Consider the following 23,047-nt stretch of genomic DNA (forward strand, 5'->3'; position numbering starts at 1 on the left):
GTGCGACGTACGATCGATTACCCAATTCGAAATGGAAGCCAACCGGCTTCCAGGCTTCTTCTAGTTTGTTGACAGTTTATGTCTGGCGGCCTTAGCGAGGTGGTCCCACCCCTTCCCATCCCGAACAGGACCGTGAAACGCCTTAGCGCCGATGATAGTGCGGCCTTGCCGTGTGAAAGTAGGACACCGCCAGACTCCCCCATCGCTGAGCGAATCAAAGATTCGCACGCAGTAAAAGCCCAGCTCACTACGAGCTGGGCTTTTTGCTTTGCGTGGGCGATATCCCGAGCCGGCTCGCCGTGTCCCCGACGCGCTGGCGCTTGGGGGCGGCGGTGGCTCCGCGTTCTCTCACCCGCTGATGGGTTGGTCGAAGAGCCGGCCGTGACGTCCCGTCAGCACTGCACGCCGATAAAACCCTGACTGATCGGAAGTAAAGAGAAGTCCGCCACAGGAGGAGAGTGACGGACATGAAGAAGAGCGGATGATCGGCTTTCTGAAGCAAGCCGATCGGGGCATGTCAGTGCAACTTGACTTGGGGTTCGGCGCGCTTGGAAAGCAGCCGGCCTATCGTCGCCAGGCATGTTCTTCCCAGCCCATACAGGGCCATCTTGTGCTTGCTGTAGAGCGACAGGTACATCAGGCGCGCGAACTGTCCCTGGATGAACAAACTCTTGCGTGACAGGGAGCTCATCAGGCTGCCCACCGTGCTGTATTTGCCCAGCGAGATCAGCGAACCCAGGTCGCGGTAGGCAAATGTCCGCAGCGGTTTGCCCTGCAGTTGCCGTTGCAGGTTCGCTAGCAACAGGGTGGCTTGCTGGTGGGCCGCCTGGGCGCGAGGTGGCACCCAGCCTTGCTTCTCTTCCCACGGGCAGGCAGCACAATCCCCAAGGGCAAAAATGGCCGGATCCAAGGTGGTCTGCAGGGTGGGGCTGACCAGCAGTTGATTGAGCCGATTGGTTTCCAGACCGTCCAGCTGGGAGAGGAAGTCGGGTGCCTTGACCCCCGCAGCCCAGACCACCAGCTCTGACGGGATGAGCTTGCCACTCGCGGTCAGCACGGACGTCTCAGTCACCTCGGTGACCTTTTCTCCTGTCAAAACCGAAATATTGAGCTTTTGCAGCAGACGCCGTGCGTTGTGCGACAGCTCGGGGGGCAGGGCCGGAAGGATACGGTCTCCGGCCTCGATCAGGGTCAGCCGGATGTCCCGGTCGGGATCGATGCTTTCTCGCCCATACGCCACCAGTTCACGCGTCGTGTTGCGCAGCTCCGCTGCCAACTCGACGCCGGTGGCCCCGGCGCCAATGATGGTGATCTGCAGTTGCTCGGGGCGCAGAGGCTCGTCTTGCAGGCTGGCGCGAACGCAGGCGTTGACCATGCGCTGATGGAAGTGCGCAGCCTGTTCCGGGGTATTCAGGCTGATTGCATGGTGTGCAACGCCCCGGGTGCCAAAATCGTTGGTGCCGCTGCCGACGGCCAGCACCAGGGTGTCGTAGGAAATCTGGCGGCGCGGGATTAGCTCGTGCCCGTCGGCATCCAGGGTGGGGGCGACATGGATGACCTTCTCGCTACGGTCCAGTCCATCCATGCGGCCCAGACAGAAACGGAAACCGTGCCACCGGGCTTGGGCCAGGTAGTCGAGCTCCTCCTTGGCCGGCGTCATGCTCCCGGCGGCAATTTCGTGCAGCAGGGGTTTCCAGATATGGGTGCGGGAGCAGTCGACCAAGGTGATCTCGGCCTGTTGCCGGCGTCCCAGGGTGTCACCCAGCCGCGTTGCCAGAGCCAGCCCGCCAGCGCCTCCTCCCACAATGACGATTTTTTGCATGTTGGACGTGGGCATCGGTGTCTCCTGAGGTGCGTTTGCCTGGTTGTGCTTCCTCGCATGCACAATTTGCCTTGTTGGCGGCGATGCGAAAGGGCCGTTAGAATGGCCTGAAATGAGGCCGTTAGCGGCTAATTTGCCCGGTACGAGCTACCTTCGGCAAACGATATAAATTCAGCACATTGTGAGTGATTGGAATAATAGGTGAGGCGAAAGATACCGAGCATCGAAGCGCTGCAGGCGTTTGAAGCGGCTGCACGGCACCAGAGCTTTACTCGTGCCGCGGAAGAATTGGCTTTGACGCAAAGCGCCGTCTGCAAGCAGATCGCGACGCTGGAGGAAATGCTGGGGATCGCCCTGTTCAATCGTATCAAGCGGCGCGTCAGCCTGAGCGAGGCGGGCCAGGTCTATGCCAGGGAGGTGCGAGAGCATCTCGACCGGTTGGAGCGCAGCACCTTGTCCATCATGGCGCATCAAGGTTCGGGCGGTGTCATCGAACTGGCGGCGATCCCCACCTTCGCCACGCGCTGGCTGATCCCGCGCCTGCCCGGGTTTTACGCCGAGCACCCCAACATCACAATCAATATCACCACCCGTTCCGATACCTTCATTTTTGCCGACACCGTTTTCGATGCCTCCATTCATTTCGGGACGGGGGTCTGGCCCGGCGCCCACGCCGATCATCTGTTTGGCGAGGAAATGATCCCGGTTTGCAGCCCGCAGCTGCTGGCGCGGCATCCCTGTTCGCAGCCGCCGGACCTGGTCAAGCTGAAGCTCCTGCACCTGTCGGCACGGCACGATGCCTGGCATAAATGGTTTGCCGCGGCCGGGGCCAGTGACCTGAATGCCATGGTCGGCCCGCGCTACGAACTGTTTTCGATGCTGGTGGAGGCGGCACGGGCGCAAATGGGGGTCGCCTTGGTGCCGCGCTTCCTGGTGCAGGAAGAGATCCGCTCGGGTTCGCTGGTGACACCCTTCGATATCCCGATGCAGAGCGAGATGGGTTATTTCCTGGTCTACCCGGAAAGCAAACGCGAGGCCAAAGTCCTTCAGGCCTTTGTCGGCTGGCTGCTCGAGCAAGCCGAGCAGTATCGTTTGCAGCTTCAGCCGTAGCGCCGGCCTTCGTCCAGGGTGAGCCCGCCAGGTGCCGACCGACACGCCCACTGCGCCGGCTCGCTTCGGGTCGGGGACGTGCGATGCCGGTGAGTTGGCGCCCCGGGTCTTGGCGGCGCCTTGCCAGGAGGCCGAGTCAGATCGATACGAAGGGCTGGTCTTTGAGCGAGGCTTTGAACCCCTCGACGACCTCGTGCACCTTGCCCCAGCTCGGTAGGGCTTTCATCCGGCCTAGCCAGCGTCGCACATTGGGATAGTTCAGATATTCGCAGCGTACCAGTTCCCCCACCGCCACCATCTCGGCGCCGACGTAGTCGGCGAGGGTAATCGTGTCTCCGCAGAGAAACGGGCGATCGGGGCCGATCAGGTTCTTGTCGAGGATGCCGAGCCAGTGCTGGGCTCTTTGCTTGCCCCAAGCGATGGTTCCGGCATGGGCCTCCTCGGTAGGCCGCTTGTGGTGAGGGAACAGTTGTGGGTAGACCAGGCCGTAGCCGTGGTCCTTGTAATAGTTGCTGTAGAACCACTCCATGGCCTCGTCGACGCGTGCCCGTTTTTTCAGGTCGGAGGGGTAGGCCATCGACTGGACCATGCCGGCAAGATAGCGAATGATGGCGCCGCTTTCTGCCAGCACAAAGCCATCATCATCCAGTACCGGGACCAGGCAGCTGGGGTTGATGGCCTGGAACTCTGGCTTGAGGTGTTCGCCGGTCATGAGGTCGACCAGCTGATAATCCAGCGGGATCGCCTCTTCGGCTGCGAACATCATGATGATGCGGCTCGTGGTCGAGGCGGGGTGGTAATAGAGTTTCATGGTGAACTCTCCAAAAGCGGACGTGGGCGTCTTGGGCCTGGCTCTAGGCGCATTTGACGCGGGGTCTGCCGATTGCTGCTGGATGATGACGCCAAGGAGGCGACCAACCCCCAGCAAATGCGCGGGTGATCGACCGTGCCCGATGTGCGGTGAGGTGTGGCCGTACACTCTGTTCGAGCCGCCACTGCGCCGGTATGTGGACAAGTCAGCAGGGGGCGATCTCGTGCGTCGATCTATCCTGTCGGAGCGTTGTGGCGCACTTCTTCGGTGCGGTCGCCATGGTCGGCATGCCCTGGAAAATGACATGGCCGAGGGTGCCGTTTCATCCTGATTGGACGCTAGTTGCTGGTGAGGTGGATTTCAAGAAAACGGTCTTCGTCTTTCTCCCTCCGCCCTTGTGTTTTGGAGGGAGGTTAGGGGCACTGCGGGCAACACCTGGATGCTGCATTGTTTACCTATAGTAAACAAATTCTTTCTCATAGCATGGTTTTTCGAAACTCTCCGAAGCGATAAATTTTGCATATGAAATTTGCAAAGGGGGGGATGTCCCTCCTGGCGTATTAACACATCGGAGTTCATATGAAGAAAGTTGCATTCGTTGTTGCCGGGCTGCTGGTGGCCGGCTCGGTTTTCGCCAAGGATAGCTACGTTGCGCCCACGGATGCCCAGGTTCAGGCTTGGCAGGCAGAACAGGGTAAAATCAAGGCCAGCTACGCTCAGCTGCCGTCGGCCGAGCAAGCCCGCCTCAGCCAGCAGAATGCCTACTGGGCCGCTCGGTGGTCCAAAGAGAACCAGTCCAGTCGTTAAGGCTTCCTTGGGGCGTCAGCTCTTGGCGCCTGTTTCAGGCTCGATGCTTGAGCCGCGCGTTGTCAAAAGGCTGAGTCACCCGGCTCGGCCTTTTTCTATGCAAGGCGAGGAAGATTCAAGCCCTCGGGCAAGCCCGGTGAGCCGGGTCACGGCACGGTCTCCGGTTGCTTGGGCTTCATCTCCTTCATCAAGGACAACGCCTCGTCCTGGCCGACGATCTTGATCGTCATCGGGTCTCCCGCGAAAGGGAATGCCCAGGAGCGGCCAGGGCTGTAACCCACCACCAGGTAGTAGGTTTTGCCCGATTCGGCTTCCAGCATGGCTAACCGTTTCCCTTGAGGGAAGGCCTTGAATCGGAATTCGTGATGGCCGGGTCCGATCGGCAGGGTTTTGTAGGTGCGGCGTGGCAGACTGGCGATTTCAGATCCGTTGTCGGTAATCTCCTGATTGCTGGACACCAGGGTCGGGCCGCTGATGTTCATGACCACCAGCGTGGCCGATTCGACGACCTCCTCCGAGGCAGGCGGTATCTCTGCCGACGTGTCAGTCTGCGCCCACAGTGTCGTGCTCAGGCCCAGCCCGCAGGCGGCAACAAGCCAACGGCAGTTCCTTCTCCAGTTGTTCATTCCTCCTCCTCGTCAAATCGCTTACCCCTTAAAACCTTTATTTACTGCTGCCGTCCTTGTCAACCTCGGCAAATCAACACGGCAGGGGCCAGGCCGTGCCCGGCCATGCCTCATCCACGGCATGCCGGGTGTGTGCGAGGTGGCCGCTCTTGCGTCAGGATCAGGCAAAAAAGCGGATCGAATCGGTTTGTGCGTGGTGAGTGCGGGGATTACGTGGTGAAGGCCAAGGCTGTTAAGCTCGCTCTGAAGTACGAGCAGGATTCGAGGCTATGCCGGACTGACCACCATTCATTGGGTCTGGGCATGCCTTTCCGCCAGCCGATTCAGCGGCGACTAGTGGCCACCAAGAAAACATAAGGAGAAATCGGATGAAGCGTCGCTTTGCCACCCTGATGGCAGCCTGTGCTGTCAGCATGGCCGCCCCCATGGCCATGGCAGCCAAACCGCTGGTGTTCTGTGCCGAAGCGGCACCCGAGGGTTTCGATCCGGCGTTGTGGGACAGCGCCCTGACCTATAACGTCACGCGGCAGATCTTCCAGGGCCTGGTGCGATTCAAGCACGGCGGCACGGCGCTGCAGCCGGCCCTGGCAACCGGGTGGGAGGTGTCGGACGATGGCCTGGAGTACACCTTCCACCTGCGCCGCGGTGTCAAGTTCCACCGCACCGACTACTTCCAGCCCAGCCGTGACTTCAATGCTGACGACGTGGTGTTCACCATCACCCGCTGGATCAATCCGGAGGCGCCGTTCAACAAGGCGTTCCGGACCCAGCTGCTGGGCCCCAACGCCAACGGTATCGCGCAGAGCGTGGCGGCGGTGAAGAAGATCGATCCTTATACCGTCACGCTGCGGCTGAAGGAGCGCAACTCGACCTTTGTCAACTTCCTGGCGATGGGGTTTGCCGGCATGCAGTCTGCCGAGTATGGCGACAAGCTGTTGGCCGAAGGGCGGGCTGCCGACATCAACCTGAAGCCGATCGGCACCGGCCCCTTCCTGTTCAAGGGTTATGCCAAGGACGCGGCGGTACGCTATGCGGCCAACCCCGGCTACTGGGGCAAGAAACAGAAAACCCAGAGCCTGGTGTTTGCCATCGTCACCGACCCCCAGGTGCGGCTGCAGAAGCTGAAGAGCAATGAATGTCAGGTGGCGGCGGCGGTGCGCGAGGCCGACCTGGACGGCCTCAACGGCGCGCCGGGGGTGAGGGTCACCTCCACCGGGGCGATGAACATCTCCTACCTAGCCTACAACCTCCAGCGGCCGCAACTGGCCAATCGCGATGTGCGTGTGGCGCTCGACATCGCCATCGACCGCGATGCGCTATTCCGCGTGATGTTCCCCAAGGGCGGGGCCATTCAGGCGATCAACCCGTTCCCGCCGTCGGTGTGGAGCTGGAACGGCAAGAACCGGAACGAGTACAACCCGGCGAAAGCCCGGCAATTGCTGGCCAAGGCTGGCTACCCGGACGGCTTCGCCATCACGCTGTGGGCGCTGCCGGTACAGCGGCCGACCAATCCCAACGGCAAGCTGATGGCGCAGATGATCCAGCAGGATTGGGCCAAGATCGGCGTGAAGACGACCATCCAGAGCTTCGAGTGGGGCGAGTACCTGAAGCGTGCCGCGCAAGGCGAGCACGATGTCTACATGAGCGGATGGACCAGCGACGCCGGCGACCCGGATGACTTTTTGTGGGGCACGCTGTCGTGCAGCGTCAGCAAGAATGGCCAGCGCTTCTGCAACAAGGAGTTCGACGAACTGCTGTTGAAAGCACGCCAGACCAGCGACAAGCGCCAGCGCAGCGCCTACTACCTCAAGGCGCAGGAAATCTTCAAGCGCGAACGGCCGTGGATCACCGTCGCTCATTCCAAGATCTACATTCCGCTGCGCAACGACGTGGAGGGCTTCGTGATGAACCCCAACGGCTCGTTCGACTTCGAGGACGTCTACCTCAAGTAACTCCTTCCCCGACGCGCGGCGCCCGGTCCAGGAAGGGAGCGTCGTGCGCTGCGCCCCCTCCGTTCGAACAGGTGGTCCGCGCTACGTGGCCGGCTTGACCTACATCGACTAATGCCTCGAACGGCACCATGCCTCGACCTGGCGGTCACGGAAGAGGGCGTTCTCCTGCGCCTTCTGGTCGTGGCCACGGACGCCGCCAGCGCTGGGGTGAGCGCCCTGATCCTGAGGGCGGCAACAGGACCTCGACACCCCCGCCGGCGCGCAACGCCGGCCGCTGATCCCGCCCCCAGACAGACCTTTTCCTCCCAATGCCCAGGTCCAAGCCGGTGGCAATCGCCCGGCTGACCGCCGCCGCGGCTACCGCCATCCGTCTTCATCATCTCGTTGTCGGACACTCCTGCTCGTAAGCCGTCGCTCGCCGCCCGTTGCGCGCCGTGCATGGCGATGTGTCCCGTGCGGAAGCGCTGATGAATTATGAAATCAAGCGCGGATCGAAGCGTTCCCATGCCGCCTTGGATGCACTCGATCGTCTCATCCGGGATCGTGGCTATTGAGGGCACCCGTTGCGCCGCTCCAAGAGGGGAGGGCTTCGCCCATGGCGATGGCTGTCGCCCGAGAGCGGAAAGCGCATGGCGAGTGGGGCCGCAAACCTTTGTTCGGCCAACGTTGCGGGGTGGCTGCCCCAACGTTTCTACACTTTATGGGTTCGCGAAGGTGGAGCCGGGAAATTTTGACCCCCCCATTCTGCCGCACCGGCACGAGTCGGCCTGCCTTGATGTGCGGCTGTATCCGGTCGAACGGCGCATAGGCCCGCTCCATGCCATCCAGTGCGGCCTGCCGCATCAGGAAGGTCGTGTCGAAAACGGTCTGTCCGTGTCGGTGCACATTGACCTGCTACAGGTATTCCAGCGACACGGCCTGCCCCGTCGGCGCCTTCTGGCCACGCGACGCGAATGCCCCCCATTACGCCGTGAATTCTCGCAACGCCGTCAGCGGCACATGCAGGGCTTCGTCGCGGGCAAACGCCTCGAGCAGGTAGTCGACGGTGGCGCGCACCCGCGGGGCCAGCAAGGCGCGGTGCGGGTATTGCAGCGCCATCTCGTAGGTGCCGGGGTGGTGGCAGTCGGCCAAGACCACCTTCAGCGAGCCGGCACGCAGGTGAGGCCATGCGTGATGGATGCCCACCTGGGCGATGCCGAGGCCAGCCAGCGCCGCCTGCGCCAGGGCCTCGGGTGCCGACACGGTGATGACGGCGGGGGCAGGCTCCCGTTCGTCCAGGCTGCCGTCCGCCAGCCGGAAGCGCCACGGCGAGAGCCGGCCGCCAAGAAAGCGCCGGGCGATCAGGCGATGTTGCGGCAGGTCCTGCGGCGTGCGTGGAACCCCGTACCGGGCCAGGTAGGCGGGAGAGGCGATCAGCACCATGTTCAGGCGGCAAATCAGGCGCGACACCAGGGCGGAGTCGACGAGCTGCCCGCCCCGGACCGCCAGATCGTAGCCCTCCTGCACCAGGTCGACCCGGCGGTCGTCGAAGTCCACTTCGACGCTCAACGCGGGATGGCGCTCCAGCAAGCCGGGCAGGGCGGGCATCACCTGGTCGCGCCCGAAGGCGGCGCTGGTCGAAATGCGCACGCGCCCGGCCGGCACCACGCGCTGCGCGGCCACGGTATCCACCGCGGCATCCAGCGCATCCAGCGCGATGCGCGCTTGTTCCAGGAAGGCGAGGCCCTCTGCCGTGAGCTTGAGCGAGCGGGTGGTGCGGTTCATCAGGCGCACACCCAGTGCACGCTCCAGGCCTGCCACATTCTTGCTCACCGCCGCCGAGGAAATGCCCAGGCTACGTGCCGCGGCGGCAAAACTGCCGCTCTGGGCGGCCTGCACGAAGGAAAGGATGGCGCGTACGCGCTGCGATGAATCCATGGTGCTGCAACCGCTGTTGAATGCTTCATTATCAACTTGAAGTTATGGAATCATCAACCAGGTCACGCGTTCAGATCGCGAATCGACTTGTCCATAATCGGCGACATCCATCACCCGATCCGACAAGGAGCATGCAATGCTGATTTCGATCATTTACGACAGTGTCCACGGCCACACCGCCAAACAAGCCCAGGCCGTGGCCGAAGGCGTAGGACGCGTACCCGGTGCAGAAGCGCAACTGATTGCCGTGGCCGACGGCCCGATCCCGTGGGAAACACTGGCCGCCAGCGACGCTATCATCTTCGGTTCGCCCACCTATAACGGCACGGTCAGCGCCCGCCTCAAGCAAGTCATGGAGGACTCCACCCGCCCGGCGTGGGTGCCGCAGACCTGGCGCAACAAGATCGCGGCCGGCTTCACCAACTCCGGCGCCCTGCACGGCGACAAGCTTAACACCTTGATCACCATGGCGTTGTTCGCGGCCCAGCACGGCATGATCTGGGTCGGGCTCGACCTGTTCCCCGGCCGCTCGGCGGACGAACGCAACCGCATCGGCGGCTGGCTGGGCGCGATGGCGCAGTCCGACGATGTGTCGCCCGAACTGTCGCCAAGCCCTAGCGACCTGCAGACTGCCGCCTACCTCGGCCAGCGTGTCGCCGAGATCGTGCGGCAATTCAAATAAGGATTTCGTCATGCCCACCCCGAATCCGCCCCGCGCCACCATCACCATGGACGATGTGCGCGCAGTGTCGCCGGCGCTGGCCCAGTTCACTCAGGACGTGATTGTCGGCCAGCTTTGGCAGCGGGCCACTCTGTCTGCGCGTGAGCGCAGCATGGTGACACTGGCCGCGCTGATCGCGTGCAACCAGCCTCTGGGCTTGCCACACTATGTCAATCTGGCGCTCGAGCATGGCGTTGCTCCCGGCGAGATTTCCGAGATCGTCACGCACCTGGCGTTCTATGCAGGTTGGCCGAACGCCTTTTCCGCGGTGATGGCGCTCAAGGACATCTTTGCCCAGCGGGGCATCGTCTTCGACCCGTTGCCCCCGGCTGCGTTTGCACTCGCCGCGGGCACGGTTGCCGGCTTTGGCGAGTGAAAGTCCAGAGTTTTAGGCAAGCAATCCGCCGGATCCGGCTATGGGGGAACACGCGGTACTCGGGACAATAGCGGGTATCGCAACCTCAGCCACTCAACGGAGACATCGCCATGAGCAGAGCCAAAGCCTATGCCGCATTGAACGCGCACAGCGAACTCGTTCCTTATGAAATCGAGCGCCGCACCCCGGGTCCGGACGATGTGCAGATCCAGATCCTGTATTGCGGCGTGTGCCATTCCGACCTGCATACCGCGCGCAACGAATGGCGCAACACCCTGTACCCGTCCGTGCCGGGCCACGAGATCGTCGGCCGCGTCGTCGCGGTGGGCGAGCAGGTGCGCAACTTCAAGGTCGGGGATCTGGCTGGTGTCGGCTGCATGGTCGACAGCTGCGGCCATTGCCCGTCCTGTCACGACGGCGAGGAGCAGTTCTGCGACCACGGTTTCACCGGCACCTACAACGGTCCGCTGCACGGCGGGGAAAACACCTACGGCGGCTACGCGCAGAGCATCGTCGTCAAGGAGTCCTTCGTCCTGCACATCCGTCATCATGAGAAGGACCTTGCCGGTGTCGCGCCCTTGTTGTGCGCCGGCATCACCACCTATTCGCCGCTGAGTCGCTGGGGTGCGGGCCCGGGCAAGAAGGTCGGCATCGTCGGTCTGGGCGGGCTCGGCCACATGGCGGTCAAGATCGCCCATGCCATGGGTGCGCACGTGGTGCTGTTCACCACCTCGGCCGGCAAGATCGACGACGGCAAGTGCCTGGGCGCGGATGAAGTGTGCGTCTCCACCGATCCCGAGCAGATGGCGCGCCATGCCGGCCAGCTCGACTTCATCCTCAATACCGTCGCCGCGCCGCACGCGCTGGATCCTTATGTGGAATTGCTCAAGCGCGATGGCACGATGACCCTGGTGGGGGCTCCGGCCGAGTCGCACCCGGCGCCCAACGTGTTCGGGCTGATTTTGAAGCGGCGCCGCATCGCCGGTTCGCTGATCGGCGGCATCCGCGAGACGCAGGAGATGCTGGATTTCTGCGCCGAGCACGGCATCACTTCGGACATCGAGCAGATTCCGATGGCCTACATCAACACCGCCTACGAGCGGATGCTGAAGAGCGATGTGCGCTACCGCTTCGTGATCGACATGGCGAGCCTGGCATGACGGTGCTGGCGATACAGCCTGCTGTCTCGCGGCGGCAGGTGTGGAGCGCCGTCGGCTCGATGGCGCTGTGCGTGGCGATGCTGATCGCCGCGGAGTTCATGCCGGTCAGCCTGCTGACCCCGATCGCGGCCGATCTGCACGCGACCCAGGGCATGGCGGGGCAGGCGATCTCGATCTCCGGCCTGTTTGCCGTCGTCACCAGTCTGTTGATCGCCAGCATCGCCGGGCGCTTCAACCGCCGTCATGTGCTGATGACGCTGACTGCGATGATGCTGGCATCCCTGCTGCTGATCGCCGAGGCGACGAGCTTCACCGTGCTGATGGTGGCGCGGGCGCTGCTCGGCTGCGTGATCGGCGGCTTCTGGTCATTGGCGACGGCGACCATCATGCGCCTGGTTCCCGAGGGTGACGTCCCGAAAGCGTTGGGCCTCATGTTCATGGGCAACGCGATGGCCACCGCCTTTGCCGCGCCCATCGGCAGCTATCTGGGTGGCATCATCGGCTGGCGCGGGGTGTTCTGGGGGCTGGCGCCCATCGTGGTCGTCAACCTGCTCTGGCAATGGGCCAGCCTGCCGTCCATGCCGCCGCGGGCGGCCAATCCGGTCGGCAAGCTGTTTGGCCTGTTGAAGCGGCGCAATGTGGCGTTTGCCATGGTTGGCGTGATGCTGACCTTCGCCGGCGCCTTTGCCACGTTCACCTATCTGCGCCCCTTCCTGGAAGGCTACACGCGGGTGAACGTTGCCCAGCTGTCCCTGCTGCTGCTGGCCCTTGGGCTGGCCGGCTTCGTCGGCACGCATGGGGCCACGGCGCTGATCAAACGCTATCTGTATGGTTTGCTGTGGAGCTTGCCGCTGGCGCTGGCGGTCGTGACGCTGGCACTGGTCGCGCTTGGGCATTGGCTGTGGGGTGCCGCCGCCGTGCTGCTGGCCTGGGGGACGATCAATTCCGCCATCCCGGTGGCCTGGTCTACCTGGCTGTCGCAAGGCATTCGCGACGAGCCGGAGAGCGGCGGCGGGTTGATGGTGGCGGCGATTCAGCTCTCCATCATGCTGGGGGCGGAGTTCGGCGGCGTCTTGCTGGACCATCTCTCGATCACGGCACCGCTATTCGGCGGCACGGCCTTACTGGCGCTGGCCGTGCTGGTCATCGGTAAGGGCCGCCGCCTCGAGCCCCAGACCTAAGCATCGCCGCGAAGCAGGCGGCAAGGCCGCCTGTCCGCCGTGGCTTCATGCTGAAAGCGTATCGATCCGTTGCGCGTTTTCGTCGGCAGCGGCATCCACCCCCATGGCCTGGAGTAAGCCCATGATGTCGCGAGCCGGCGGCGCACCGAACATCCGGTGATATTCGCGCCCGAACTGGGATGCGCTTTCGTAGCCGACGCGGAAGGCGGTGGTCGCCGCATCCAGGCGGTCGTTGAGCATCAGCCGGCGCGCTTCGTGCAGGCGCAGTTTCTTCTGGTATTGCAGCGGGCTCATCGCCGTCAGCGCCTTGAAGTGGTGATGGAAGGTCGAGGCGCTCATTTGCACCGAGGCGGCGAGTTCTTCGACGCGCAAGGCCTGGGTGAAATTGGCCTGCAGCCAGTCGATCGCGCGCGCGATGCGGTGGCTCTGGCTGCCGGCCGTGGAGACTTGCCACAGATGCGCGCCGAAATCGCTCATCAGCAGACGGTACAGGATCTCCCGCAAAATCAGCGGGGAGAGTACAGGGATGGTTTCCGGCTCATCGAGCAACTCGATCAGACGCAGAAACGATTTGAGAATCGCCGCGTTAGCCTGGCCGACCGCGATGCCGCGCGAGGTCGGCTGTGGGCGCGGGGGAGACAGATTGCCCTCCACCATCAGCTCGGCCATCGCCTGCAGGTCGATGGGCATCCACAGCGCCAGATAGGGCTGCTCCGGGCTCGCTGTCGTGATGTTTGCAATGGTCGGTACATTCACGGCGGTGACCAGAAGCTGGCCGGCGTGATACGAGATCGTCTCCTCCCCGAGCAATACCCGCTTGCTGCCCTGGACGATCAGCGCAATGCCGGGTTCGAAGATGCAGCGGATCGGTTCGGACGGCATTTGCAGCCGGTATAGCGTCAGCCTCTGGATGGGCGTGACGTAGGGGGCAGCATCGCTGTTCACCCAATTGGCGATGGCGGCGGCCAGTTCCTGGCGTACGGCTTCGAGCTGTTCCTGTTCGCGGGCCTGCTGTTTCACTACCACTCCTTTTCTTCTACTGCTTTGGGCTGCTTGCGGCCATGCTACATCAGTCGTTCCGTACTATCTTTCATTCTGCATGGAGGGCGGAGGATTAGGCTAGAAAGTCACAGAATCCGACTATCTCCCGTCCGCGGACAGTCAGGACAATACCTTGAATCCATTGCATTCACTCGGAGCCCCGTCATGATCACTCTCAACATAAACGGCCAGGCGATGCGTGTCGACGCCGCACCGGACACCCCACTGCTCTGGGTGCTGCGCGACACGCTGCAGATGACCGGCACCAAGTTCGGCTGTGGCATGGCGCTGTGCGGCGCCTGTACCGTACACCTCGACGGCCAGCCGATCCGCTCCTGCAGCACGCCGGTTTCCGCCGCCAAAGGCAAGAAGATCACCACCATCGAAGGAGTGGGCCACGACCGGATCGGCCAGGCGGTGCAGCAGGCCTGGCAGCAGCTCGACGTGGTCCAGTGCGGCTATTGCCAGTCGGGCCAGATCATGAGCGCGGTGGCGCTGTTGCACAGCAACCGCAACCCGAGCGACGCCGATATCGACAATGCGATGGGCGGCAATGTGTGCCGCTGCGCCACCTACGTGCGCATCCGCGCCGCCATCCACGAAGCAGCCAAGCTGCTGGCCTGACCGGGAGAACGCCATGACGAGCAGCCGCATTGAAAACGAAAGCCGCCGCCGCTTCCTGCAAGGCGCAGCCGGTCTGACGCTGGCGATCTATCTGCCGGCCGCCAAGGCCGCCAGCACTGCCGCCAAGGTCGGCGCGGGCGCCCATACGGCGCCCTCCGCCTTCGAACCGAACGCCTTCCTGCGCATCGGCGAGGACAGTAGCGTCACCGTCATCTCCAAGCATCTCGAAATGGGGCAGGGCACCTACACCGGGCTCGCCACCATCGTGGCCGAGGAGCTGGACGCCGACTGGGCCCAGGTGTGGGTGGAAAGCGCACCGGCCGACGCGAAGCGCTACAACAACCTGGCCTTCGGCCCGGTGCAGGGCACCGGCGGCAGTACCGCCATCGCCAACTCGTGGGAGCAACTGCGCAAGGCCGGCGCCACAGCCCGCGCCATGCTGGTGGCGGCTGCGGCCAAGCAGTGGAACGTGCCGGCCAGCGAGATTGTCGTCGCCAACGGCGAAGTACGGCATGCCGCATCGGGCCGCAAGGCGAGCTTCGGCCAACTTGCGCGTGCCGCCGCCGAGCTGACGCCACCGGCAGAGGTGAAACTCAAGGACCCGAAGGATTTCAAGCTGATCGGACAGCGCATCCCGCGCAAGGACAACACCGACAAAACCACCGGCAAGGCAGTGTATACCCAGGACATCCACCTACCGGGCATGCTCACCGCCGTGGTGGCCCATTCGCCGCGCTTCGGTGCCAAACTGAAGTCGTTCAACGCCGCCAAGGCCAAGGCCGTCAAGGGCGTGGTGGCCGTGCTGGCCATTCCTACCGGGGTGGCGGTGCTCGCCAAGGATACCTGGAGCGCCAAGAAGGGGCGCGACGCGCTGGTGGTCGAGTGGGATGAGGGCCAGGCCTTCAAGCTCGGCTCGGAGCAGATTCTCGCCCGCTACCGGGCGCTGGCCGGCCAGCCCGGTGCCGTCGCCCGCAAGAGCGGCGATGCGGACAAGGTCATCTCGACGGCCGCGCGCACCCTGGAAGCATCCTACGATTTTCCCTACCTCGCCCATGCGGCGATGGAGCCGATGAACTGCGTGGTGCACTGGCGCAAGACGAGTTGCGAGGTCTGGAACGGTGACCAGATGCAGAGCGTCGACCAGGCGGCGCTGGCCAAGCTGTTCGGCCTGGCGCCGGAGCAAGTGCGCATCCATACCCTGTACGCCGGCGGCAGCTTCGGCCGGCGCGCCAGCAAAAACTCGGACTACATCCTGGAGGCGGCCCACATCGCCAAGGCGTACAACGGCCGCGCGCCGGTCAAGCTGGTTTGGCTGCGCGAGGACGACATGCGCGCCGGCTATTACCGCCCGATGTTCCACCACCGGCTGCGTGCCGGGCTGGACACGCAGGGCCGGCTAGTCGGCTGGCAGCACCGTCTGGTGGGGCAGTCCATCCTGGCCGGCTCGCCGTTCGCCGTCATGATCAAGGACGGCATCGACCCGGTCTCGGTGGAAGGCGCGGCCAACCTGCCGTATGCCGTCCCCAACATCCTGGTGGACCTGCACTCCCCGACCGACATCGGCGTGCCGGTGCACTGGTGGCGCTCGGTCGGCTCCACCCACACCGCCTTCTCGACCGAGACCTTCCTCGACGAGCTGGCCCAGGCGGCCGGGCAGGACCCGGTGGCCTGGCGCCTGTCCATGCTGGCCGAGCACCCGCGCCATGCCGCGGTGCTCAAGCTGGTGGCGGACAAGGCCGGTTGGGGCACGCCGCTGGCCGCCGGGAAGCCGGGCGAACGGCGCGGGCGCGGTGTGGCCCTGCATGAGTCCTTCGGCACCGTGGTGGCCGAGGTGGCCGACGTCACGGTACAGCAGGACGGCAGTTTCCACGTGGACCGCGTGGTGTGCGCGGTGGACTGCGGCATCGCCATCAATCCCGATGTGGTCCGGGCGCAGGTGGAGGGCGGGGTCGGCTTCGCCCTGGCCCCGGTGCTGTACGGCGCCATCACGCTGAGCGATGGCAAGGTGGACCAGTCCAACTTCCACGACTACCCGCCGATCCGCATGGCGGACATGCCGCGCGTCGAGGTGCATATCGTGCCCTCCGGCGCCAAACCCTCCGGCATCGGCGAACCGGGCGTGCCGCCGCTGGCGCCGGCCGTCGCCAACGCACTGGCGGCAGCGACCGGCAAGCGCGTGCGCAAGCTGCCGATCAGCGCCGAACTGCTGAAGGCTTAGCCATGAACAGTACCGACCGGCAAGTATTGGACGCGGCCTTGCGGTGGGCGGCGAACGGGTACCGCTTCGCCCTGGTGACCGTGGCCCGTACCTGGGGTTCGGCACCGCGCCCCCCGGGCTCCTGGATGGCGCTGCGTGACGACGGGCAGGTGCAGGGCTCGGTGTCCGGCGGCTGCATCGAAGCGGACCTGATCGAACGCCTGCTGCGGGAAGGCTTCGCTTCGAGCGAGCCCTATGCGGTGAAATATGGCGTCACGCAGGACGAGGCGCGCCGCTTCGGCCTGCCCTGCGGCGGAACCATGGAACTGGTGATCGAGCCTTGGCCCGATCTTGCCGCGCTTGAAACCTTGAGTGCGGTGGTCGAGCGTGGAGAGTTGGCCCGACGCAGCGTCGTCATGGGCCAGGAGGGAAGTGCGATCACGTCAGCTTCGGCAGCGGACTCGCTGAGCTGGGATGGTCGCACGCTGAGCACCTTGCATGGCCCGGCCTGGCGCCTGCTGATCATCGGTGCCGGGCAGATTTCCAGTTACCTCGCGCAGATGGCGCAGGCGCTGGATTACCAGGTGTTCATCTGCGACCCGCGCAGCGAGTACGCGGCGGAATGGCAGGTGCCGGGCACGACGCTGCTGCCCGGCATGCCGGACGACGTGGTGCTGGAACTGAAGCCCGATCCGCACACCGCCGTGGTGGCGCTGACGCACGACCCCAAGCTGGACGACATGGCCTTGCTGGAGGCGCTCAAGGCGCCTGCCTTTTACGTCGGCGCACTGGGCTCCACCCTCAACAACCGGCGACGACGCGAACGGCTGCTTGAGCATTTCGACCTGACGGCGGACGAGGTCGCCCGCCTGCACGGCCCGGTCGGTCTGCCGATCGGCAGCCGCACGCCGCCCGAGATCGCCCTGGCCGTGTTGGCCGAAATGACCGCGGTGCGCAATGGCGTGTGGTCGCCGGACGGCTTGCGCCCGAAACGCACCGCCGCCGAAGCCGGCTGCCGCGCCGCATGAGCGCTGCGTCCATGTCTCACCCGATCGTCGGCATCCTGCTGGCGGCCGGGAGCGGCCGCCGCTTCGGCAGCGACAAGCTCTCGCACCGGCTGCTGGATGGAACGCCGATGGCGGTCGCTGCCGCCGTCCGTCTGCTGCCGGTGTGCGAACGTGTCGTGGCCGTACTGCGGCCCGGCCGGGACCAACTGGCCGCCGCGCTGAAGGCGGTAGGGTGTGACATCGTGTTTTGCCCGGAGGCCGAGGGTGGCATGGGGCACAGCCTGGCCGCTGGCGTGAGCGCCTCGGCCGAGGCGGCCGGCTGGATCGTCGCGCTGGCTGACATGCCATTCATCGCCAGCAGCAGCCATGCCGCCGTCGCCGCCGCCCTGCAGGCCGGCGCCAGCCTGGCCGCCACGCAATACCAGGGGCGGCGCGGCCACCCGGTGGGCTTTGCCCGTGCCTGGCAGAACCAATTGACTGGACTGACCGGTGACCAAGGGGGCAAAACCCTGCTGGAACAGCACCGACAGCGGCTAACCCTGTGCCCTGTCGATGATCCTGGCGTGGTCCGGGATATCGATTATCCGCGCGACCTGATCGATGTCGCTTCGGGAACAAGCCCTCGTGAATGACTGGATCATGCCAGGCACGTCACCGCTTTCAGGAAGGCATTTCGGCATGACGTCATTATCGCTGAAAGCGGATAACAAACAGCCAGGCCCTCTGCTCTTGGGTGGCTCCCTCTCCGTCAGCCGTTTCCTGATACCCCCCCCCCCCGTGAGTGCACACCTTGAAGCAGATACCAGAAACTGGCGGCAGCAAAGCCGGCACCTCGCACCGGACATACTGAAGAACGGAACGCCGTTACGCACCCACGGCCCGCCTCATTGCGAGGTCAAAACTTGCAAGCCCTCTTGCCGGGTAAAATGAGAAATCACATAATGACGAGACACCTTGATGTCGTGACCTTTCGCCTTCTACAAGCGAAGTCACCCCGGTTCATGACAATCCAAAGGGCCGATAGCTCAGCTGGGAGAGCGCTGCGTTCGCAATGCAGAGGTCGGGAGTTCGATCCTCCTTCGGTCCACCATTTACTATCTTGCCCCTCCTGCTATGTGACCGGAAGCATAAAGTGGCCAAACGGCCAGCTTATGCTTCCGATGAGCCTTAAAGTCCATCGATTTTTCTGAGTGACCCCGGCCGGCAGAGTTTGTTCCATCACTTGAAACCCTTGCTAGACAATGGTTTCAGCCCTCCATTCGTTTGAACCCTCCACCCCATATCGCGGCCAGCTTATGGTTCCGAATCATAGTTCGTGGCCAGCTTATGCTTCCTGCCTTGTTTTGCTTGTATTGGCGAGCCTTGACCCAGCATGACCCCCTTCTCGGAGGCTAGCCGAGATTCCCCTTTCCAGTGCAAATTGGTTGGCCGGTTTTCCGTTTCTCCGCTCACTCCTCGACCAGTTCCAGCCCCAGTTCGGTCAGCACCTCCCTCGCCGCACGTACCGCCTCCTGCATGGCCGGGGCGCCGGCGTAGACCGCGGAGTGCAGCAGCACCTCACGCAATTCCACCAGGCTGGCGCCGTTGTTGAGGGCGCCGCGCACGTGGCCTTTCAACTCGTGGCTGCGGCCCAGCGCCGCCAGCATGGCGCAGGTGACCAAGCTACGCGTCTTCAGGTCGATGCCGCCGCGCTGCCAGGTGCTGCCCCAGCCGTGCTCGTTGATCCAGTCCTGCACCGGGCGCGAAAAGCCGTCGAGATTAGCCATTGCCCGCTCGACGAAGGCCTCACCCATCACCTGGGTGCGCATGGCCCGGCCGTTGTTCTTGTCCTGTTCGCCCATCGTGTAGTTCCTATGTGTGTGGGTGAAATTAGTGTTGGGCGGCGGAGGGCGATAGCACGTCGTCGCCGCCTGCCACCGCCACCAGACGGCCGCCATCACAGCAATGGTATGGGGCAGTCCCTGCGTGTCCACGCCGATGTGTCGTTTGATGCCTGAAGCCTTCTTGCCGGCGCCATAACCCTTGCTACCGGCCGTATCCGTGTTCTTCACACTCTACGTGTCCATGATCAAAAGCGTCGGAGTGGCGCTGCGTCCCAGTCTCTCGCGGACCGCGCCAACCTGATTTTTTAGTGCTCGCTCCAGTACGCGGATGCCATCCTGGTCGAGCTCGCTCCACTTTGCAAAGTATGAGTACACCGTGCCCCATTTGGAAAAATTCCTCGGTAGCATTCACCACTGGCAACTGCTGCGCAGCAGGGGCAGCACGGCGCAAAACACTACATACAAATCTACCGGGTCGGCTTCGTGCGCTTCCTCACGCTTTGCAGCAGCAGGGTTTCTTCAAACGTCTCTCGACTGATGTCGCTGGCGTAGAGCTTTCTCATCCCGCCATTATCCAATTACGTGACGAGATCGTGAGCATGCTTTCAGAAAATCCGGGGCAATAACTCAGCGTAAAAAAATGGCCCAAACGGATGCCGTGAGGGCCCAAAAAGTCGTGCTACAGAAGCGCACACGACAGGAGGTCAGTTGATTATTTACAAGGCCACCTCCAACTGAGCGCCGGTGGCTGCAGAGATCTGAGCAACAGTGACTCCGGGCGCAAGTTCGATGAGTTGCAGCCCGGACGCAGTCACATCAATTACCCCTAAGTCGGTGATGATGCGGTTGACACAGCCCACGCCGGTCAGCGGTAAGCTACATTGGTCGACAATTTTGTGTGCGTCGCCCTTTGCCACGTGCTCCATCAGCACCACCACGCGGCGAGCGCCGGCCACCAAGTCCATCGCGCCGCCCATACCCTTGATCATCTTGCCCGGGATCATCCAGTTGGCCAGATCCCCCCGCGCGCTCACCTGCATCGCGCCAAGGATGGCGAGGTCGATATGACCGCCGCGAATCATTGCGAACGAGTCGGCGCTGGAGAAGAATGAGGCACCTGGCAGCGCCGTTACTGTCTGCTTGCCGGCGTTGATCAGGTCTGGATCGACCGCATCCTCCGGTGGAAAAGGGCCGATGCCGAGCAGGCCGTTTTCGGATTGCAACCACACGTCCATCCCCTCCGGGATGTGGTTGGCCACCAGGGTAGGCAGGCCGATGCCGAGGTTCACGTAGTAGCCATCGTGCAGCTCTTGTGCTGCACGATGGGCCATTTCATCGCGGGTCCATGCCATTGTCGGGTCTCCTTTCAGTTCCGCACGGTACGTTGTTCGATGCGCTTCTCGGGTGTCGCGTTGACCACGATGCGGTCGACGTAGATGCCCGGCAAATGGATTTCATCCGGATCGAGCGACCCGGTTTCCACCAGTGTCTCTACCTCGACCACGGTGACGCGGCCGGCCATCGCACAGAGCGGGTTGAAATTGCGCGCGGTCATGTTGAATACCAGGTTGCCGGCTTCATCGGCCTTCCATGCCTTGATTAGCGCGAGGTCCGCAGTGAGTGAGGGTTCGAGGATGTGTGGCACACCGTTGAACTCGCGCACCTCCTTGCCTTCGGCCACCACCGTGCCGACGCCGGTGCGGGTGAAGAAGGCCGGGATGCCGGCGCCCCCAGCGCGCAGTTTCTCTGCCAGGGTGCCCTGGGGGGTAAACTCCAACTCCAACTCACCAGTCAGGTACTGGCGTTCGAATTCCTTGTTCTCGCCCACGTATGACGAAATCATTTTCTTGATCTGTCGGGTAACCAAAAGCTGGCCGAGCCCGAAGTCATCGACGCCTGCATTGTTGCTTATACAGGTGAGTTGCTTAGCACCGCTGTCGCGCAGGGCGCCGATCAGCGCCTCGGGAATACCGCACAGGCCGAAACCGCCGACGGCGAGCGTCTGGCCGTCGCGTACGATGTCGGCCAGCGCAGCGTGGGCATCGGGATAAAGTTTGTTCATGACTTCACTCCAATCGTGGATTGTCTCTGCTAATGGGGTAATCGCCCTTTCCGTGCATAATCTGATGGTCTCGTTTTGTTTTCCCCTTCAGATCAATTGCTTGGAAAGGGCTTTTGTCATGGCCGTCCAGTTTCCGCCGCAGTGATCGCCGAGCGCCGCCCGTCGAGCTCCGGGATGTCGAGGGCGAGGAGCGCCGAGCTCAGGCACTTGCCATGGGCGTCGAGGGCCAGGGATCGGGTAACTCCGCCCCCCAGCGCCCGCTCCATGACGAAGTTCAGCGCTCCCAGTGCGGGCAATGCGTAGCGCACGACTTTCCCATGGACGATGCCGGCGAAGTGTTCCTTGACGCGCTCAGGGGTGACGTACTGTTCGAGGAGTGGGTAGTCCGCGGGGTCGTAGGCGATAACCGAAATATTGGAGATGTCGCCCTTGTCACCCGTGCGGGAATGGGCAAGCTCACGAAGTTTCATGTCAGGCTCCCAAGTAGTGGATTTGCGGAGATGCGGCGCTGCGAGGGAGCAGTACCGACGCCACCGCCACAATTTCACGGACGGATTTGGTAGCACCGCCACCACCGGCTGGGCCATTGGTGTAGAGCGTCTCCACCTCGTTGCCGATGCGCGTCGCTTCCTTGATGGAGTCCGTTCGTCCGGCGACTCGTACTCGCACTTCATATGGTTCGCCGTTGCTGGCTGACAGCGCCGATCCATGGATGGCATCCACTCCGATCAGGTCGAAGCGAAGCTCGCTGGTGCGGACGCCCGTCAGCTTCAGGCGCTCACGCACGATCTCGAGGGCCAGGCGGCCACGCGCCGCAGCCCCCGGCCCCGCGTAGGAGATCTGTCCTTCCCCCGTGTAGCCCTCGACGTAACCGACGGAAACCTTCAGCGTGTCGGTCCTGGGGCGGCCGCCCCCGCCCTCGATCAGGACCCGGTCAGGTCCAATCTCGGAAATGCTGACGGAAGAGAAATCGGCCACGACGTCCGGCGTCAGATAACGGCCAGGGTCGTGGATTTCATACAGGAGTTGCTCCTTGCAGGTCTGGGCCGTGACCTTGCCGCCCGAGCCTTCCACTTTGGTGATGACTGCGCTGCCGTCTGCGCGGACTTCAGCGATGGGGAAGCCCAAGCGGGCGAGGTTGGAGACGTCTTTGATTCCTGGATCGGCGAAATAGCCGCCAGTAATTTGGCCCGCACATTCCAGCAAATGCCCGACTACCGTGCCCTTGCCGAGGCGCTCCCAATCGTCCATGGACCAGTCGAACTCGTAAATCAGGGGGGCCAGAAACAGAGCGGGATCGGCAGCGCGGCCGGTGATGACCACATCGGCCCCATTCTTCAGGGCGTCGACGATGGGGGCGGCCCCGAGGTAGGCATTGGCCGACACGACCCCAACGAGGGCTGACACTGGGCCGCCGGTTTCAATGATCGGGAGGTCCGCCCCTCTTAGCGATTCCAGCACATCATCGCCGGTGACAGCAGCAATCTTCAGGCCATCGATTCCCAGTGATTGGGCTATTTCCGCAATCTTGGCCGCGCCCGACATGGGGTTGGCTGCCCCCATATTGGTGATGATCTTGATGCCTTTGTCACGACATGTCCGCAGCACCGCCTCCATCCGATCACCGAGCAACGGGTCGTAACCCTTGGTGGGGTCCTTGAGTTTTGCCTGCTGGGCGAGGGCGATGGTCCGTTCTGCCAGGCATTCGAATACCAGGTACTGGATTTCGCCTTTCTCGGCCAATTCCAGAGCCGGCTCGATGCGGTCGCCGGAGTAGCCGGCGCCCGATCCGATTCTTAAGGTTTGCATG

General features: G+C 63.4%; 21 protein-coding genes, 1 tRNA gene, 1 rRNA gene and 1 pseudogene. 13 read left to right on the forward strand and 11 right to left on the reverse strand.

Annotation, left to right across the window (positions count from 1 at the left end):
- Positions 1 to 81: 81 nt before the first annotated feature.
- Positions 82 to 195: ribosomal RNA gene (rrf, locus tag B9N72_RS14465) — 5S ribosomal RNA — on the forward strand.
- Positions 196 to 517: 322 nt separating this feature from the next.
- On the opposite strand, the gene B9N72_RS14470 is transcribed toward rrf, so the two are convergent.
- Positions 518 to 1,837: an NAD(P)/FAD-dependent oxidoreductase gene (locus B9N72_RS14470; protein ID WP_085277013.1), complete on the reverse strand. Its 1,320-nt coding sequence runs from the start codon at positions 1,835 to 1,837 to the stop codon at positions 518 to 520.
- A 186-nt stretch (positions 1,838 to 2,023) separates the two neighbouring features.
- Between B9N72_RS14470 and gcvA the strand changes: the two genes are divergently transcribed.
- Positions 2,024 to 2,932 (forward strand): transcriptional regulator GcvA, encoded by a 909-nt coding sequence (gcvA, locus tag B9N72_RS14475; RefSeq protein ID WP_085277014.1) that lies wholly within the window; start codon positions 2,024 to 2,026, stop codon positions 2,930 to 2,932.
- Positions 2,933 to 3,068: 136 nt separating this feature from the next.
- Here the strand turns inward: gcvA and B9N72_RS14480 are convergent, their stop codons facing one another.
- Positions 3,069 to 3,743 carry a glutathione S-transferase family protein gene (locus tag B9N72_RS14480; protein WP_085277015.1) on the reverse strand — a complete coding sequence of 225 codons (675 nt, stop codon included), beginning with the start codon at positions 3,741 to 3,743 and terminating at the stop codon, positions 3,069 to 3,071.
- 579 nt (positions 3,744 to 4,322) lie between these two features.
- Between B9N72_RS14480 and B9N72_RS14485 the strand changes: the two genes are divergently transcribed.
- Positions 4,323 to 4,550, forward strand: a complete 228-nt coding sequence (locus B9N72_RS14485) for a hypothetical protein (RefSeq protein ID WP_085277016.1) — start codon at positions 4,323 to 4,325, stop codon at positions 4,548 to 4,550.
- 146 nt (positions 4,551 to 4,696) lie between these two features.
- On the opposite strand, the gene B9N72_RS14490 is transcribed toward B9N72_RS14485, so the two are convergent.
- Entirely contained in the window at positions 4,697 to 5,176 is a 480-nt protein-coding gene (locus B9N72_RS14490) for a hypothetical protein (RefSeq protein WP_085277017.1), read from the reverse strand.
- Between the two features lie 368 nt (positions 5,177 to 5,544).
- Here B9N72_RS14490 and B9N72_RS14495 point away from each other — a divergent pair, with 368 nt between their 5' ends.
- On the forward strand, positions 5,545 to 7,128 hold the full coding sequence (locus tag B9N72_RS14495) for an ABC transporter substrate-binding protein (RefSeq protein WP_085277018.1): 1,584 nt from the start codon (positions 5,545 to 5,547) through the stop codon (positions 7,126 to 7,128).
- A gap of 963 nt (positions 7,129 to 8,091) precedes the next feature.
- Here the strand turns inward: B9N72_RS14495 and B9N72_RS14500 are convergent.
- On the reverse strand, positions 8,092 to 9,045 hold the full coding sequence (locus B9N72_RS14500) for a LysR family transcriptional regulator (protein ID WP_085277019.1): 954 nt from the start codon (positions 9,043 to 9,045) through the stop codon (positions 8,092 to 8,094).
- Positions 9,046 to 9,181: 136 nt separating this feature from the next.
- Here B9N72_RS14500 and B9N72_RS14505 point away from each other — a divergent pair, with 136 nt between their 5' ends.
- The 4 genes from B9N72_RS14505 (at position 9,182) to B9N72_RS14520 (ending at position 12,483) form a co-directional block, all read left to right on the forward strand.
- Positions 9,182 to 9,727 (forward strand): flavodoxin family protein, encoded by a 546-nt coding sequence (locus B9N72_RS14505; RefSeq protein ID WP_085277020.1) that lies wholly within the window; start codon positions 9,182 to 9,184, stop codon positions 9,725 to 9,727.
- 10 nt (positions 9,728 to 9,737) lie between these two features.
- Complete coding sequence (locus tag B9N72_RS14510) at positions 9,738 to 10,142, forward strand: carboxymuconolactone decarboxylase family protein (RefSeq protein WP_085277021.1); 405 nt, start codon at positions 9,738 to 9,740, stop codon at positions 10,140 to 10,142.
- A gap of 110 nt (positions 10,143 to 10,252) precedes the next feature.
- Complete coding sequence (locus B9N72_RS14515; protein WP_085277022.1) at positions 10,253 to 11,302, forward strand: NAD(P)-dependent alcohol dehydrogenase; 1,050 nt, start codon at positions 10,253 to 10,255, stop codon at positions 11,300 to 11,302.
- Complete coding sequence (locus B9N72_RS14520) at positions 11,299 to 12,483, forward strand: MFS transporter (protein WP_085277023.1); 1,185 nt, start codon at positions 11,299 to 11,301, stop codon at positions 12,481 to 12,483. The genes B9N72_RS14515 and B9N72_RS14520 overlap by 4 nt, the downstream gene beginning before the upstream one ends.
- Positions 12,484 to 12,528: 45 nt before the next feature.
- Here B9N72_RS14520 and B9N72_RS14525 read toward each other — a convergent pair whose 3' ends face one another.
- Positions 12,529 to 13,503 carry an AraC family transcriptional regulator gene (locus B9N72_RS14525; protein WP_085277024.1) on the reverse strand — a complete coding sequence of 325 codons (975 nt, stop codon included), beginning with the start codon at positions 13,501 to 13,503 and terminating at the stop codon, positions 12,529 to 12,531.
- Between the two features lie 186 nt (positions 13,504 to 13,689).
- On the opposite strand from B9N72_RS14525, the gene B9N72_RS14530 reads away from it, so the two are divergent.
- From B9N72_RS14530 to B9N72_RS14550, 5 genes are all read left to right on the forward strand, one after another.
- Entirely contained in the window at positions 13,690 to 14,148 is a 459-nt protein-coding gene (locus tag B9N72_RS14530) for a (2Fe-2S)-binding protein (protein ID WP_085277025.1), read from the forward strand.
- Positions 14,149 to 14,161: 13 nt separating this feature from the next.
- Positions 14,162 to 16,366, forward strand: coding sequence for a xanthine dehydrogenase family protein molybdopterin-binding subunit (locus tag B9N72_RS14535; RefSeq protein WP_085277026.1), 2,205 nt, complete (start codon positions 14,162 to 14,164; stop codon positions 16,364 to 16,366).
- Between the two features lie 2 nt (positions 16,367 to 16,368).
- The gene (locus tag B9N72_RS14540; protein ID WP_085277027.1) at positions 16,369 to 17,373 is read left to right on the forward strand and encodes an XdhC family protein; all 1,005 of its coding nucleotides are present in this window, start codon (positions 16,369 to 16,371) and stop codon (positions 17,371 to 17,373) included.
- 11 nt (positions 17,374 to 17,384) lie between these two features.
- Positions 17,385 to 17,984 (forward strand): nucleotidyltransferase family protein, encoded by a 600-nt coding sequence (locus B9N72_RS14545; protein ID WP_234985998.1) that lies wholly within the window; start codon positions 17,385 to 17,387, stop codon positions 17,982 to 17,984.
- Positions 17,985 to 18,366: 382 nt separating this feature from the next.
- Positions 18,367 to 18,442 (forward strand) — tRNA-Ala (locus B9N72_RS14550).
- Between the two features lie 358 nt (positions 18,443 to 18,800).
- On the opposite strand, the gene B9N72_RS14555 is transcribed toward B9N72_RS14550, so the two are convergent.
- From B9N72_RS14555 to B9N72_RS14575, 6 genes and pseudogenes are all read right to left on the reverse strand, one after another.
- Complete coding sequence (locus B9N72_RS14555) at positions 18,801 to 19,193, reverse strand: carboxymuconolactone decarboxylase family protein (RefSeq protein WP_085277029.1); 393 nt, start codon at positions 19,191 to 19,193, stop codon at positions 18,801 to 18,803.
- An 87-nt stretch (positions 19,194 to 19,280) separates the two neighbouring features.
- Positions 19,281 to 19,738, reverse strand: a pseudogene (locus B9N72_RS21470) (transposase); the annotation flags it as partial.
- Positions 19,739 to 19,891: 153 nt separating this feature from the next.
- Positions 19,892 to 20,527, reverse strand: coding sequence for a CoA transferase subunit B (locus B9N72_RS14560; protein ID WP_085277030.1), 636 nt, complete (start codon positions 20,525 to 20,527; stop codon positions 19,892 to 19,894).
- A 14-nt stretch (positions 20,528 to 20,541) separates the two neighbouring features.
- Positions 20,542 to 21,237 (reverse strand): CoA transferase subunit A, encoded by a 696-nt coding sequence (locus B9N72_RS14565; protein ID WP_085277031.1) that lies wholly within the window; start codon positions 21,235 to 21,237, stop codon positions 20,542 to 20,544.
- A gap of 116 nt (positions 21,238 to 21,353) precedes the next feature.
- Positions 21,354 to 21,707, reverse strand: a complete 354-nt coding sequence (locus tag B9N72_RS14570) for an AtuA-related protein (RefSeq protein ID WP_085277032.1) — start codon at positions 21,705 to 21,707, stop codon at positions 21,354 to 21,356.
- Between the two features lies 1 nt (position 21,708).
- Positions 21,709 to 23,046: an acyclic terpene utilization AtuA family protein gene (locus B9N72_RS14575; protein ID WP_085277033.1), complete on the reverse strand. Its 1,338-nt coding sequence runs from the start codon at positions 23,044 to 23,046 to the stop codon at positions 21,709 to 21,711.
- Between the last annotated feature and the right edge of the window lies 1 nt (position 23,047).

The organism is Pseudogulbenkiania subflava DSM 22618 (assembly GCF_900177275.1).
In the GTDB taxonomy this organism is placed as follows: domain Bacteria; phylum Pseudomonadota; class Gammaproteobacteria; order Burkholderiales; family Chromobacteriaceae; genus Pseudogulbenkiania; species Pseudogulbenkiania subflava.

Excerpts from the sequence above, each read along its gene's own strand:
- B9N72_RS14470 (WP_085277013.1), bottom strand. The coding sequence starts at position 1,837 with ATGCCCACGTCCAACATGCAAAAAATCGTCATTGTGGGAGGAGGCGCT.
- B9N72_RS14480 (WP_085277015.1), bottom strand. The coding sequence starts at position 3,743 with ATGAAACTCTATTACCACCCCGCCTCGACCACGAGCCGCATCATCATG.
- B9N72_RS14485 (WP_085277016.1), top strand. The coding sequence starts at position 4,323 with ATGAAGAAAGTTGCATTCGTTGTTGCCGGGCTGCTGGTGGCCGGCTCG.
- B9N72_RS14490 (WP_085277017.1), bottom strand. The coding sequence starts at position 5,176 with ATGAACAACTGGAGAAGGAACTGCCGTTGGCTTGTTGCCGCCTGCGGG.
- B9N72_RS14495 (WP_085277018.1), top strand. The coding sequence starts at position 5,545 with ATGAAGCGTCGCTTTGCCACCCTGATGGCAGCCTGTGCTGTCAGCATG.
- B9N72_RS14500 (WP_085277019.1), bottom strand. The coding sequence starts at position 9,045 with ATGGATTCATCGCAGCGCGTACGCGCCATCCTTTCCTTCGTGCAGGCC.
- B9N72_RS14505 (WP_085277020.1), top strand. The coding sequence starts at position 9,182 with ATGCTGATTTCGATCATTTACGACAGTGTCCACGGCCACACCGCCAAA.
- B9N72_RS14510 (WP_085277021.1), top strand. The coding sequence starts at position 9,738 with ATGCCCACCCCGAATCCGCCCCGCGCCACCATCACCATGGACGATGTG.
- B9N72_RS14515 (WP_085277022.1), top strand. The coding sequence starts at position 10,253 with ATGAGCAGAGCCAAAGCCTATGCCGCATTGAACGCGCACAGCGAACTC.
- B9N72_RS14520 (WP_085277023.1), top strand. The coding sequence starts at position 11,299 with ATGACGGTGCTGGCGATACAGCCTGCTGTCTCGCGGCGGCAGGTGTGG.
- B9N72_RS14530 (WP_085277025.1), top strand. The coding sequence starts at position 13,690 with ATGATCACTCTCAACATAAACGGCCAGGCGATGCGTGTCGACGCCGCA.
- B9N72_RS14535 (WP_085277026.1), top strand. The coding sequence starts at position 14,162 with ATGACGAGCAGCCGCATTGAAAACGAAAGCCGCCGCCGCTTCCTGCAA.
- B9N72_RS14540 (WP_085277027.1), top strand. The coding sequence starts at position 16,369 with ATGAACAGTACCGACCGGCAAGTATTGGACGCGGCCTTGCGGTGGGCG.
- B9N72_RS14545 (WP_234985998.1), top strand. The coding sequence starts at position 17,385 with ATGTCTCACCCGATCGTCGGCATCCTGCTGGCGGCCGGGAGCGGCCGC.
- B9N72_RS14555 (WP_085277029.1), bottom strand. The coding sequence starts at position 19,193 with ATGGGCGAACAGGACAAGAACAACGGCCGGGCCATGCGCACCCAGGTG.
- B9N72_RS14560 (WP_085277030.1), bottom strand. The coding sequence starts at position 20,527 with ATGGCATGGACCCGCGATGAAATGGCCCATCGTGCAGCACAAGAGCTG.
- B9N72_RS14565 (WP_085277031.1), bottom strand. The coding sequence starts at position 21,237 with ATGAACAAACTTTATCCCGATGCCCACGCTGCGCTGGCCGACATCGTA.
- B9N72_RS14570 (WP_085277032.1), bottom strand. The coding sequence starts at position 21,707 with ATGAAACTTCGTGAGCTTGCCCATTCCCGCACGGGTGACAAGGGCGAC.
- B9N72_RS14575 (WP_085277033.1), bottom strand. The coding sequence starts at position 23,046 with ATGCAAACCTTAAGAATCGGATCGGGCGCCGGCTACTCCGGCGACCGC.